Genomic DNA, 13,092 nt, shown 5'->3' with positions numbered 1-13,092 from the left:
GCATCACTCGGGAACCGATCATGAAGACCGCCGCCGAGCTCTTCGCCGAGGCGAAGGCGCGCATCACGCAGGTCACGCCGCAGGAGGTGCGCGACGCCGTGGCCCGCGGGGACGACCTCGCGCTCATCGACGTGCGCGAGCCGAACGAGTGGAACCTCGGGCACCTGCCCGGCGCGGTGCTCATCCCGCGCGGCGTGCTGGAGTCCGCGGTCGACGCGCGCGTGCCGCGCGACAAGCGCGTGGTGCTCTACTGCGCGAGCGGCAACCGCTCCGCGCTCGCCGCCGAATCGCTCGGCCAGATGGGATACACGAACGTCGCGTCGATGGCGGGCGGCTTCCGCGGGTGGGCCGAGATGGGGGGCGACGTCGAGGGGTGACGTTCGACGCCCTCGCGCACGCCGACGTCGCCGCGCTCGCCGCGTCGCTCGCCGAGCGACCCGGGGCGGACGACGTACCGCGCCCGGGCGAGCCCGTGCCGCGCCGCGCCGCCGTGGCGCTCGTGCTCCGCGTGAGGCACCGCGTGCTGGAGCTGCTGTTCGTGAAGCGCGCCGAGTACGCGGGCGACCCGTGGAGCGGCCACGTCGCGTTTCCCGGCGGGCGCCGCGAGCCCGAGGACGCGACGCTGTGGGACACCGCGGTGCGCGAGACGCGCGAGGAGACGGCGCTCGACCTGGCGCGCGACGGCATGCTGCTCGGCCGACTCGACGAGCTGCACCCGCGCTCGCAGGCGCTGCCGGCGATCGTCGTGACGCCGTTCGTCGCCGTCGCGCCGCCGGACGTGCAGCTCGCGCTGAGCCCCGAGCTGTCGCAGGCGTTCTGGGTGCCGCTCGAGCAGCTGCGGCGCGACGCGCACGTGACGTCGATCGTGCGGCCGCGCGGCGTGGAGATGCGCGTGCCCAGCGTTCTGCACGACGGGCACGTCATCTGGGGGATGACGTATCGGATCCTGGAGGACTTCCTCGGGCGGCTCTGATGCGATCCGCCGATCCGCCATCCTAGACACGAGGGGCTTCGTTTTTCTCGGGTGGGAGTGGTGAGATGGCGCGCCGACGCGTGCCAACCGTTGCTCGCGGTCCACTGTCCAACCCCGCGTTCGATCTCCACGCCACCCCAACAGCTCTCCCGTGATCCTCCTGCGGCTCGCCCTCCTGCTGCTCGCGATCGCCTCTCCCGCGATCGTCGCCGCGCAGACGGACGTCATCCGCGGCCGGGTGACGAGCGCCGACGGCACCGCGCTCGCGAACGTGCGCGTGACCGCGACGTCGATCCCCGGGAGCGTCACGCGCGAGACCCGCACGAACGCGCGCGGCCAGTTCCAGATCGCGTTCCCCGGCGGGCAGGGCGACTACATCATGGGCTTCGCGCTGGTGGGCTACAACTTCCGCCAGTTCGAGATCAAGCGCACCGCGGACCAGGACGTGCTCGTCGCCGACGCGCGGCTGTCGGTGGTGCAGATGGACACCGTGACGGTCACGGAGCACGTGCAGCAGCGCGTCGGCCGCAACAGCCGCACGCCCGACGTCGGCGGCACGGAGAAGCCGGTGAACGCGGCCGACGTGCCGCCGGAGGTTCAGGGCGACCTCGCGGCGATGGCGGCGTCGCTCCCCGGCGTGCTGCTCGTGCCGGGACTCGACGGCGCGGCGGACGGCTTCTCGGTGTTGGGCCTCGGCGCCGATCAGAACGCGACGACGCTGAACGGCTCGCCGTTCTCGGGGGCGAACCTGCCGCGCGACGCGGCGATCTCCGCCACGCTCACGACGTCGCCGTACGACGTGTCGCGCGGAGGGTTCAGCGGCGGGCAGCTCGCCATCCGCACCGGGTCGGGGTCGAACTATCGCACGCGCGGCATGAGCCTCGTGGTGAACGCGCCGCAGCTCATGTGGACCGACCGCGCCTCGTCGGCCGTCGGCAACGAGTTCACGAACCTGTCGCTCGGCGGCGTCGCGTCGGGGCCGATCGTGCGCAACAAGGCGTTCTACAACGTCTCCTACCAGCTCGGGCGGCGGTCGAGCGACAACGCGTCGCTGCTCAGCGCGGGCGCGCTGGGGCTGCAGACGGCGGGCGTGGCCCCGGACTCGGCGGCGCGCTTCCTCGACATCCTCGCGGCGGGCGGTGTGCCGACGGCGGGGGGCGTACGCGCGAATCGCGTGAGCGACAACGGCTCGCTGTTCGGCCAGCTCGACTTCAGCCCCCCCAACTCGACGACGGGGAGCGCGTACAAGCTCTCGGGCAACGCGAGCTGGGGACGGCAGAGCCCCGTGGGCGGCGGCGTGACGCAGCTGCCCAACGCGAGCGGTGAGCGCACGAACTGGAGCGGCGGCGTGCAGCTCGGCCACACGCGCTACCTCGGGCTGCTGCTCAGCGAGAGCAACGCGAGCATGAACGTGTCGCGCAACTACGGGTCGCCGTTTCTCGTGCTGCCGTCGGGACGCGTGCGCGTGAACTCGGTGCTGCCGGACGCGAGCGCGGTGCAGAGCCTCGTGTTCGGCGGCAACCAGGGGCTCAGCGCGGAGTCGCGCGCCGCGAACGCGTCGTTCCAGAACACGCTCTCGTGGTTCGACGACGCGAACAAGCACCGGCTGAAGCTCGGCACGGAGCTGACCTATGCGCACAACGCGCAGGAGCAGTCGTCCAACCTCCTCGGCTCGTTCACGTTCAACTCGCTCGCCGACCTCGAGGCGGGGCGGCCGGCGTCGTTCACGCGACAGCTCACGGCGCGGCTCCGCTCCACCGGACAGATGACCGGCTCGGTATCGTTAGGCGACACGTACCGACGCACGGCCGATCTGCAGATCCAGTACGGCGTGCGACTCGACGCGAGCCGCTTCAGCGCCTCGCCGGCGTACAACGCGGAGGTGCAGCAGACGTTCGACCGCCGCAACGACCACGTGCCGACGCCGCTGTCGGTGAGCCCGCGCGTCGGCTTCTCGTGGACGGTGGGGAAGGCGCGGGAGATCGAGAGCTTCGCCGGGGCGGTGCGCGGGCCGCGCGCGGTGATCCAGGGCGGGCTCGGCCTGTTCACGAACGGCACGAACGCGGGCGTGCTCGGGAGCGCGCTCGACAACACCGGGCTGCCGAGCGGCGTGCAGCAGCTCACGTGCGTGGGCGACGCCGCGCCGGTGCCTGACTGGGCCGACTGGGCCGCACATCCTGCCGACATCCCCGATCGGTGCGCCGACGGATCCACGGCGACGGTGTTCGCGAACGCGGCGCCGAACGTGGTGCTCGTGTCGCCCGACTGGCGGCCGGCGCAGACGATGCGCTCCAACCTGTCGTGGAACGGCAGCGTCCTCGATGCGCGGTTCCGGCTGCGCGTGGACGGCTCGTACTCGCTGAACCTGCGGCAGCAGCAGTCGGTGGATCTCAACTTCCGCCCCGACGTGCGCTTCACGCTCGCCGACGAGGGCGACCGGCCGGTGTTCGTGCAGCCGACGAGCATCGTGCAGGAGACGGGCGCCATCGCGTCGCGCGACGCGCGCGTGTCGCAGAGCTTCTCGCGGGTCACCGAGATCCGCTCGAACCTCCGCTCGCGCACGGCGCAGCTCTCCGCCACGGTGTCGCCGATCACGCGCGGGCCGTCGACGCTCGGGTGGAGCCTCTCGTACACGTACACGAACGTGCGCGATCAGATCTCGGGGTTCAGCAGCACGGCGGGGAACCCACTCGTCGCGACGTGGGGGCCGTCGGGGCAGGGGGCGCACGGCGTGACCTACTCGCTGCGCTACAACCTGCTGAACTACGCGCAGATCAGCTGGACGGGGCAGTTCCGCTCGGGCTTCCGCTACACGCCGATGATCGCCGGCGACGTGAACGGCGACGGCTACGGCAACGACCGCGCATTCGTCGTGGATCCCGCGTCGCCGCTCGCGGCGGCGGACCCCGCGCTCGCGGCGGGGATGCGCGACCTGCTCGCGAACACGTCGGGCGACGCGCGCGACTGCCTGCTGCGGCAGGCCGGGCACATCGCGGCGCGCAACAGCTGCCGCGGCCCGTGGAGCTCCAGCGCGTCGCTCGGCGTCACGCTCGACCGCGCGCGGTTCCGCATGCCGCAACGCGCGTCGGTGCAGTTCTCGCTCAGCAATCCGTTAGGCGCAGCCGACCTCGCGCTGCACGGCTCGGGGCACCTGAGGGGTTGGGGGCAGACGGCGTCGCCCGACGCGTCGCTCCTCTACGTGCGCGGCTTCGATCCGGTGGCCAGGCGCTACAAGTACGAGGTGAACCAGCGGTTCGGCGCGACGCGGCCGCAGTTCCTCACGCTGCGCTCGCCGGTGTCGCTCACCGTGACGATGAAGGTCGACCTGGGCCCCACACGCGAGCGGCAGTCGCTGCTCCAGAACCTGAACTACGGGCGCGTCGAGCGGGGGACGCGGCTGAGCGACGCGAGCTTCCGCGACATGGGACGGGGCAGCCTGCCGAACCCGATGTCGCAGGTGCTCCGCCAGCAGGACTCGCTCGCGCTCACGTCGGTGCAGGCGGACAGCATCGCGTCGATGAACCGGCGCTACACGTACCGCACCGACTCGCTGTGGACGCCGGTGGCGCGGTGGCTCGCCGCGCTTCCGGAGCACTACCGCAGCGACGAGGCGTACGACCGCTACCTCGCGGCGCGCCGCGCGCAGATGGATCTGCTGTCGCAGTCGATGCGGCTGCTCCGCGATCTGCTGACGCCGGAGCAGCGGCGAAAGCTTCCCCAGTCGGTGACGAACTACCTCGACCCGCGCTACCTGAGGTTCATCCGCGACGGCAACGGGATGTACCTGAACGCCGGGTCGTCCGGCTACTTCGAGTTCAGCCGATGACGCGCCGCGCCCCGGCCGGCGCCGCCGCCGCGCTCCTTGCCGCGACGTCGTTAGGCGCCCAGCCGTCCGTCTCCGCCCCCGCCGCGCTCGGCCCGCCGGTGCGCCGCATCGAGACCGCCGCCGCCGTCTCCACCGAGCCCCTGGGCGCCGTCACGGGCGTGCGCGTGCTCGGCGACGGCCGAGTGCTCGTGAACGACGGCGCGCGGCGGCGGCTGCTGCTGCTCGACACGACGCTCGCGGTGACGGCGGTGGTGCTCGACTCGCTCACCGAAGTGGAGAACGCATACGGCACGCGCAACGGGACGCTGCTCGCGTACCGCGGCGACTCCACGCTGTTCGTCGACCCGGCGACGTACGCGATGCTCGTGCTCGATCCGACGGGGCGCATCGCGCGCGTGCGCGCGGTGCCGCGCACGCAGGACGTGCCGTGGCTGACGAACGCGAACGCGTTCGGCGTACCGGGGGTCGACGCGGCGGGACGGCTCGTGTTCCGCGTGCCCGCTCGCGCCGCGCCGCCGGCCGTGCCGCCGCCCGCGGGCGTGCCGTACATCCCGTCGCCGCCCGATTCCGCGTTCCTCGTCGGCATCCACCTCGACACGCGCAAGCTCGACACGCTGGCGTCGGTGCGCATCCCGAAGACGTCGATCTTCGTGCGGCAGACGTCGGAGGGGTTCAACTTCAACTCGACGACGAATCCGCTGCCGCTCGTCGACGACTGGGCGGTGCTGCCCGACGGCATGGTGGCGATCGTGCGCGGGCGCGACTACCGCGTGGAGTGGCTGCAGCCCGACGGCACGCACGCCTCGTCGGAGAAGCTACCGTTCCCGTGGGTGCGGCTCGATCAGGACGCGAAGGAGAAGTTCGTCGACTCGCTGCGCACGCAGCAGACGCGCAACGCGCAGAACAACTACACGACGCAGACGATCGTGTGGTCGAACCTGCTGAACAAGCCGTACCCGAAAGGATTCACGCCCGCGCCGAACTACACGCCGCCGCCGGGGATGCCGCGCGACTGGATCCTGCCGGACGGCGTGCGCTTTCCGGCGAACTACCAGTACGGGTGCCCGCCGGGGGCGCCTAACGGCGGGACGAACACCGGCGCGACGAACACCGGCGGGACGCCCAACGCCGGGTGCGTGCCGAACCCGTGGACGGACAACTACACCGGCGGGTACACGCCGCCGGCGCCGACGTACCGGCCGCCGATGGTGGTGCGCGCGGACGAGCTGCCCGACTACCGGCCGCCGTTCGGGCCGGGGGCGGTGCGGGCGGACGCCGACGGCAACCTGTGGGTGCGCACGCTTCCCATGAAGCCGACGCCGGGCGGCCCGGTCTACGACGTGGTGAGCCGTGCCGGCGCGCTCGTGGACCGGATCCAGCTGCCGAGCGGGTACACGCTCGTCGGGTTCGGGGCGGGAAAGGTGGTCTTCCTCTCCATGCGCGACGCGAAGGGGCTGCATCTGGCCCGGGTGCGGCTCCGCTGACGGGCCTTGCGGAAAGTTAGGGACAACTAAATATTGTGTTCGCGTAGGCGAACCTGTCCCCGACTCCCGTCCTGATGGCCAGCCCGCTCCACCAGCCGACCGATCCGACCGGCGTGCGCGCCCACGTCGGCATCGACGGCGCGCGCCCGGACGCCGGATGGCGCCGCGCCCGCGAGACGCCGAGCCTCGCCGAGGCCTATCGCACCGTCGAGGTGGTGCGCGGCTCGTGGTTCCGGAAGCTCCTCGCGTTCGCGGGGCCCGGCTACCTCGTCGCCGTCGGCTACATGGACCCGGGCAACTGGGCCACCGACCTCGCCGGCGGCTCCCGCTTCGGCTACACGCTGCTGTCCGTCATCCTGCTGTCGAACCTGATGGCGGTGCTGCTGCAGGGGCTCGCGTCGAAGCTCGGCATCGTCACCGGTCGCGATCTCGCGCAGGCGTGCCGCGACCACTACTCGAAGCCGGTCGGCGTCGTTCTCTGGCTGCTGTGCGAGATCGCGATCGCCGCATGCGACCTGGCCGAGGTGATCGGCAGCGCGATCGCGCTCAACCTGCTGTTCGGGCTTCCGCTGACGTGGGGCATCGTCGTCACGTCGCTCGACGTGCTGCTCGTGCTCATGCTGCAGCACAAGGGCTTTCGGCTGCTCGAGGCGCTCGTCATCGCGCTCATCGCCACGGTGGGGCTCTGCTTCCTGTTCGAGCTGATCATCTCGCGCCCCGACCTGCTCGGCGTCGCGCGCGGCTTCGTGCCGACGCCGCAGATCCTCGCGAACCCCGAGATGCTCTACATCGCGATCAGCATCCTCGGGGCGACGGTGATGCCGCACAACCTCTACCTGCACTCGTCCGTCGTGCAGACGCGGAGGTACGAGCTCTCCGCGGAAGGGAAGCGCGAGGCGGTGCGGTTCGCGTTCCTCGACTCGACGATCGCGCTCTCGTTCGCGCTGTTCATCAACGCCGCGATCCTCATCGTCGCCGCGGCCACGTTCCACCGCTCGGGCAACACGGGGGTCGCGGAGATCCAGGACGCGCACAAGCTGCTCACGCCGCTCCTCGGCGTCGGCGGGGCGAGCACCGTGTTCGCGCTCGCGCTGCTCGCGTCGGGGCAGAACTCCACGCTCACCGGGACGCTCGCCGGCCAGATCGTGATGGAAGGCTTCCTCGACATCCGACTGCGCCCGTGGGTGCGGCGTCTCATCACCCGCGCGATCGCGATCGTGCCGGCGGCGATCGTGTCGATCGTCTACGGCGAGAGCGGCACGGCGAAGCTGCTCGTGCTGAGCCAGGTGATCCTGAGCCTCCAGCTGTCGTTCGCCGTGTACCCGCTCGTGCTGTTCACCTCCGACCGCGTGAAGATGGGGCAGTTCGCGAACGCCGCGTGGCTGAAGGCGCTCGCATGGCTCGTCGCCATCGTCATCGCATCGCTCAACGCGTGGCTCCTGCTGCAGACCGCGCGCGCCTTCTTCGCGGAGTGACCTCCATGTGGCGCACCGATACGTACTGGTTCGACGTCGCGCTCGTCACGACGATCTTCGCGTTCGGCAACGTGCTGTTCGGCCGCTTCGAGGAGCACAAGCCGCGCGGGCTGCGGGTGCTGAAGGTCGCGCTCGTCCTGCTCGCGTCGGTGGCGCTCTCGGCGACGATGGGGCGCGCGTGGATGTTCGGCCTCATCGGCACGATGGGGCTCGTCGCGCTCGTGGTGCACGGGTGGTGGCTGCCGAAGCACGGCGTGAGCGGTTGGACGGCGGAGCCTCGCGAGCGATACTACGCGCTGCTCGGCCTCGGCCCCGACGGACGCCCCCGCTGATCGTGCGATGACCGTCTACGCTCGCATCCTCGTTCCACTCGAGCACTCGCCGTACGACGCGGCGATCCTCGAGCACATTCGCCCGCTCGCGCGGCTGTGCGGGTCGGCGCTCGTCCTCATCCACGTCGCCGACGGCTGGGCCGCGCGGAACCTCAAGCAGCTCGACCTGCGCGAGTCGGAGGAGATGCAGAAGGACCGCGCCTATCTGGACCAGGTGTGCGCCGACCTGTCGCGCGACGGCTTCGACACCGACGCCCTGCTCGCGACCGGCGACCCGGCGAACGAGATCCTCGCCGCCGTGGAGCGCGAGCGCTGCGACTTGATCGCGATGGCGACGCACGGGCACCGCCTGGTCGGCGACATCGTCTACGGCAGCGTGGCGAACACCGTCCGGCACCGCGCCTCAGTCCCGGTGCTGCTCGTGCGCGGCCACGCGGGCGCCGGGGTGCACCGTGCCTAACGAAGCGGCCCTCACCGCCCCGGTCGAGGACTACCTGAAGGCGGTGTACGAGCTGGAGCGCCGCTTCGGCGGCGCGGCGGCCACGAACGCGCTCGCCGAACGGCTCGGCGTCGCACCGGCGTCGGTGACGGGGATGGTGCGGCGGCTCGCCGACCAGGGGCTGCTCGAGTACGAGCGCTATCGCGGCGTGCGCCTCACCGACGCCGGCCGCCTCGCCGCGCTCCGCACGCTGCGGCGCCACCGCATCATCGAGAGCTACCTCGCGACGGTGCTCGGCTACCCGTGGGACCGCGTGCACGGGGAGGCGGAGCGGCTGGAGCACGCGGCGTCGGACGAGCTGATCGACCGCATGGCGGCCGCGTTAGGCGATCCGGCGTTCGACCCGCACGGTGCGCCGATCCCGACGCGCGACGGCGCGGTGGACGAGCGGCGGCTCACCGCGCTGTGCGACGTCGGCGCGGGCCAGCGCGCGCGCGTGGTGCGGGTGAGCGACGACGACGACGGCATGCTGCGCTACCTCGCCGAGCTCGGGCTGCTCCCGGGCGCGGCGGTCACGGTGGTCGAGCGCGCGCCGTACGACGGGCCGGTGACGGTGGACGTGAGCGGGCGAGCGGTCGCCGTCGGTACGGCGGTGGCGGAGGCGGTGCTGGTGGAGGTCGACGGATGAGGCGGCGCCGCAACCTCGGCGCCGAAGCATCAGCGCGGCCTCATCGGAGTGTCAGCTCCCACGTCTGCCCCACCAGCTCGTGCCCGAACATCCGGTTCGGCGTCTCCTCGACGAGCTGGAACCCCGCCGCCTGGTAGATCCGCCGCGCCGAGGCGAGCACGCTGTTCGTCCACAGCGTCATCGTGTGATAGCCGGCCGACCGCGCGAACGCGATGCACTCGCGCACGAGTCGCGCACCGAGCCCCGCGCCGCGCGCCGACGGCTCGACGAGCAGGAGCCGCAGCTTCGCGACGCCGGGACGCTCCGGGTGCCTGACGCAGAAGATGCACCCCACGTTCTCGCCGTCGCGCTCCGCGATCCAGCAGCGCTCCACACGTGGATCGAAGCCCGCGGCGAAGTCGGCGACGATGCGCGCCACGAGCGCCTCGTACGTGACGTCCCAGCCGTACTCCCGGGCGTAGAGCGCGCCGTTGCGCGCGATGACCCACCCGTAGTCGCCCGGCCGCGGATCGCGGAGCACGATCGCCGTCTGGTCGGCGCGGCCGAGCAGCGATTCGATCGTGCGCATCGCGGCGAGCAGGCGCGGGTGGTCGGGGGCGGGCAGCGCCGCGACGTGCGACGCGACGTCGTGGTGGGCACGCGCCTCGAGGTCGACGGCGGCGGCGCGTCCCGCCTCGGTGAGTCGGAGATGGCGCCGGCGCGCGTCGTCGGTCGACGCGGCGCGGGTGACGAGCCCCGCACGCTCGAGTCGGCGCACGATGCGGCTCAGATAGCCGGCGTCGAGGCGGAGATCGCGGCCGACCTCCGTCGCCGTCGGCGCGTCGCGATGCGCCAGCTCGTAGAGCACCCGCGCCTCGGCCAGCGAGTGCTCGGTGGCGAGATGTCCCTCGTCGAGCGCCCCGACGAGCCGCGTGTAGAACCGATTGAAGCGCCGCACGGCGGCGACCGCGTCGGCCGGGACCGGATCGGTGGGGACGGTGGACATGTCGAGCCTCGTCGTGATAGTTGACGGAGTCAAGTTTCAGCGAGCCGAGACGCGCGTCAAGGCGTCGGCGGCCGTCGATCGGAACGCTCCTTGCCCGGGAGCACGGGTGGCGCCGGAGGTTCCGGCGCGCCGCCCGCACGCGCAGACCCCGAGGAGGACGCAGTGGCCGCCCGTCCCGCTCCGCACGTCGACCCCGACGCCGCGATCCCGGACCTCGTCCGGCGACTCACCGACGATTCCAAGCGCCTCGTGCGCGACGAGGTGCGGCTCGCGAAGCTCGAGACCGCGGACAGCCTCCGCCGCAGCGCCCGCGGCGCGCTGTGGCTCGGCCTCGCGTTCGGCGCCGGCGTCGTCGCGCTCACCGCGCTCACCGTGATGCTCGTATCGCTCGTCGGACGGCTCGCCGGGCGGCACTATTGGGTCGGCGCGCTCGTCGTCGGCGTGCTGGAGCTCGTCGTGGCGCTGCTGCTCGTGAAGCGCGGGCTCCGCACGCTGAGCGCGCCGTCGTACACGTTCGAGGAGTCGCGCGAGGAGCTGCGCGGCACGGTCAGCTGGGCGAAGAGCGTACAGGCGCACTGAACGCAACGAATCATCTTCATTGCGTTACCATCATTTCCGTAGGCGCTAGCACCGAGCTCCACGGCCCTATGGACGTGATGACAACGCGATGGAAATGATGCGTTCATTGCTCGTCCTCGCTCTCGCGTCGCTGGTCCAGCCCTCCGCCGTTCGCACGATCGCGATCGACGAGCGCCTCGCCGCGGACGCCGGATTGCACGTGGGCGACCGCGTGGTGGTGGCCGGCAAGGCGGGCATCCCCGGCGACACGGTGGTGGTCGCGGCGATCACCGGTCCGCCGCCCGATCCGGCCGACGTCGCGCGCGGCGAGTATCACGTGCGGCTGCACCTCGACCACCTGCAGCGGCTCGTCGGCTACGAGAACCGCGTCGACCGCTTCGCCGTCGGCACGCGCGGCCCCGCGGCGACGACGCGCGCGCTCGCCGCGATCGACCGCGCGGCGTTCGGCTTCCGCGCCTACCGCTCGGCCGACGTCGCGGCGGGGACGTCGCGCACGTTCGAGGTGGTGCGCCGCTTCCATCGCGCCATCGGCGTCATCACCATCGTCGCGAGCGCGATCTTCCTGCTCTGCATCCTGCTGCTGAAGGTGGACGAGCGTCGGCGCGACGTCGCCGCGCTGCGTCTCATCGGGCTGTCGCGGCGTACGGTGGTGCTCGCGCTCGTTCTCGAGGCGGCGCTCGTCTCGCTGTTAGGCACCGCGCTCGGCGTGGGTGTCGGGTGGCTCGGCACGCTGTTCATCAACGTGCACTACCGCGCGGTCTACCGCACGCCGCTCACGTTCGCCGCGCTCACGCCCGACGTCATCGCCCTCTCCGCCGCCCTCGCGTTGGGCCTCGGCGTCGTGGCCGGCTTCCTCGCCGCCCGCCGACTCGCGCGCACGCCGCCGTTGTCGCTGTTCGGTCGATGACGAGGACCGTCTCGTCGCAGGCGCAGACGTGGAGGGCGCGGAGACCCTTCTGCTGTGCAATCGAACCGCAGAGGACGCAGAGGGCCGCAGAGGACTGCAATTGTTGTCCTCTGCGGCCTCTGCGTCCTCTGCGGTTCAATGGCTTTCTCCGCGTTCTCCGCGTCTCCGCGTGAGCACGCCGAGCAACCAGCCATGACCTGGACGCTCGCCTGGGCCACGCTCGTGCGACACCGCGCGCGCACGATCCTCGCCGTGCTCGGCGTCGCCGTGTCGGCCGCGCTGCTGCTCGACATGGTGATGCTCGCGACCGGGATGACCGAGTCGTTCCGCGGGCTGCTGCTGACGAGCGGCTTCCAGCTCCGCATCACGCCGAAGGGGACGCTGCCGTTCGACACGGAGGCGACGATCGATCGCGCGTCGGAGGTGCTCGCGACGCTGCGCGCCGATCCGCGCATCGAGCGCGTGAGCGCCGTCGCCGGCGCGCCGCTGCACGTGCTCGCGACGGGCGACCGCCGAGGTCCCGATGGCGCGCCGCTGCTCACCGCGTTCGCGCTCGGCGACGATCCCGCGGTGCAGGGCGACTACGAGCTGCTGCGGGGCGCGGACATCACCGCGCCCGATCGTCTCGCGGCGAGCGAGGCGTTCCTGGAGGCGGCCCGCGCGCGCGTCGGCGACACGCTCGACGTCGCGGCGCGCTTCGATCCGCAGCTCCGCACCTACGGCGGACGACGGCGGCTCGTGGTGAGCGGCGTGGCGCGCTTCTACTTCGCGTCGGCCGCGGCGCCGCTCGTCGCCGTGCCGATCGGGGAGCTGCAGGCGATGCGCGGCGACGAGGGCGCGGACCGTGTGTCGGCGTTCATGGCGCGCGTGCGCGACGACCGGCTCGTGGACGCCGTGAAGCGCGACGTCGAGCGGCGCGTGCCGCGCGTGAGCGTCGTGACGACGGCGTCGGCGACGGCGGCGGTCGAGCGGCGACTCAGCTACTTCCGACAGCTCGCGCTCATCCTCGGCGCGATCAGCCTCGCGATCGGCTTCCTGCTCGTCACCACGCTCGTCACCGTGTCGGTGAACGAGCGCGTCGGCGAGATCGCCGTGCTGCGCGCGATCGGCGTGAGCCGCGGGCACGTCGTGGGGCAGATCGTGGCGGAGGGGCTCGCGCTCAGCGTCGCGGGCGCGGTGCTGGGCCTCGTGCTCGGCATCGCGACGGCGCGATGGCTCAACGTGATCCTCGCCGACTTCCCGGGGCTGCCGGCGGCATTCGAGTTCTTCGTGTTCCGCGCCGACGCGGCGTGGCGGTCGCTCGCGCTGCTCGTGGCGGCCGGGGTGGGGGCGGGGGCGTATCCGGCGTGGCGTGCGGGATCGCTGCCGATCGCGACGACGCTGCGAGAGGAGGCGGTGGGGTGA

General features: G+C 72.2%; 12 protein-coding genes. 11 read left to right on the top strand and 1 reads right to left on the bottom strand.

Annotated elements, in window-relative coordinates; all coding sequences use genetic code 11:
• The first annotated feature begins 20 nt into the window (after window positions 1-20).
• From J421_RS22025 to J421_RS21990, 8 genes are all read left to right on the top strand, one after another.
• The gene (locus tag J421_RS22025; RefSeq protein WP_025413338.1) at window positions 21-377 is read left to right on the top strand and encodes a rhodanese-like domain-containing protein; all 357 of its coding nucleotides are present in this window, start codon (window positions 21-23) and stop codon (window positions 375-377) included.
• Window positions 374-973: an NUDIX hydrolase gene (locus J421_RS22020; protein ID WP_025413337.1), complete on the top strand. Its 600-nt coding sequence runs from the start codon at window positions 374-376 to the stop codon at window positions 971-973. Before J421_RS22025 ends, J421_RS22020 begins: the two co-directional genes overlap by 4 nt.
• A gap of 151 nt (window positions 974-1,124) precedes the next feature.
• Window positions 1,125-4,799, top strand: a complete 3,675-nt coding sequence (locus J421_RS22015; RefSeq protein ID WP_025413336.1) for a TonB-dependent receptor — start codon at window positions 1,125-1,127, stop codon at window positions 4,797-4,799.
• Entirely contained in the window at window positions 4,796-6,283 is a 1,488-nt protein-coding gene (locus J421_RS22010; RefSeq protein ID WP_025413335.1) for a hypothetical protein, read from the top strand. The genes J421_RS22015 and J421_RS22010 overlap by 4 nt, the downstream gene beginning before the upstream one ends.
• A gap of 74 nt (window positions 6,284-6,357) precedes the next feature.
• The gene (locus J421_RS22005; protein ID WP_025413334.1) at window positions 6,358-7,758 is read left to right on the top strand and encodes an Nramp family divalent metal transporter; all 1,401 of its coding nucleotides are present in this window, start codon (window positions 6,358-6,360) and stop codon (window positions 7,756-7,758) included.
• 5 nt (window positions 7,759-7,763) lie between these two features.
• Window positions 7,764-8,090, top strand: coding sequence for a hypothetical protein (locus J421_RS22000; RefSeq protein WP_025413333.1), 327 nt, complete (start codon window positions 7,764-7,766; stop codon window positions 8,088-8,090).
• A 7-nt stretch (window positions 8,091-8,097) separates the two neighbouring features.
• Window positions 8,098-8,550: a universal stress protein gene (locus J421_RS21995; RefSeq protein ID WP_025413332.1), complete on the top strand. Its 453-nt coding sequence runs from the start codon at window positions 8,098-8,100 to the stop codon at window positions 8,548-8,550.
• A complete protein-coding gene (locus J421_RS21990; RefSeq protein WP_025413331.1) occupies window positions 8,543-9,217 on the top strand; it encodes a metal-dependent transcriptional regulator in 675 nt (224 codons plus the stop codon). The genes J421_RS21995 and J421_RS21990 overlap by 8 nt, the downstream gene beginning before the upstream one ends.
• A 40-nt stretch (window positions 9,218-9,257) precedes the next feature.
• On the opposite strand, the gene J421_RS21985 is transcribed toward J421_RS21990, so the two are convergent.
• Window positions 9,258-10,202, bottom strand: a complete 945-nt coding sequence (locus J421_RS21985) for a bifunctional helix-turn-helix transcriptional regulator/GNAT family N-acetyltransferase (RefSeq protein ID WP_025413330.1) — start codon at window positions 10,200-10,202, stop codon at window positions 9,258-9,260.
• A 162-nt stretch (window positions 10,203-10,364) separates the two neighbouring features.
• Between J421_RS21985 and J421_RS21980 the strand changes: the two genes are divergently transcribed.
• The 3 genes from J421_RS21980 to J421_RS21970 all read left to right on the top strand — a co-directional run bounded on the left by J421_RS21980 (window position 10,365) and on the right by J421_RS21970 (window position 13,092).
• Entirely contained in the window at window positions 10,365-10,781 is a 417-nt protein-coding gene (locus J421_RS21980) for a phage holin family protein (protein WP_025413329.1), read from the top strand.
• 94 nt (window positions 10,782-10,875) lie between these two features.
• Window positions 10,876-11,688 (top strand): ABC transporter permease, encoded by an 813-nt coding sequence (locus J421_RS21975; protein ID WP_148306460.1) that lies wholly within the window; start codon window positions 10,876-10,878, stop codon window positions 11,686-11,688.
• A gap of 192 nt (window positions 11,689-11,880) precedes the next feature.
• The gene (locus J421_RS21970; protein WP_025413327.1) at window positions 11,881-13,092 is read left to right on the top strand and encodes an ABC transporter permease; all 1,212 of its coding nucleotides are present in this window, start codon (window positions 11,881-11,883) and stop codon (window positions 13,090-13,092) included.

The organism is Gemmatirosa kalamazoonensis (assembly GCF_000522985.1).
GTDB classification, from domain to species: domain Bacteria; phylum Gemmatimonadota; class Gemmatimonadetes; order Gemmatimonadales; family Gemmatimonadaceae; genus Gemmatirosa; species Gemmatirosa kalamazoonensis.
This window is presented reverse-complemented; position numbering and strand designations above follow the sequence as displayed.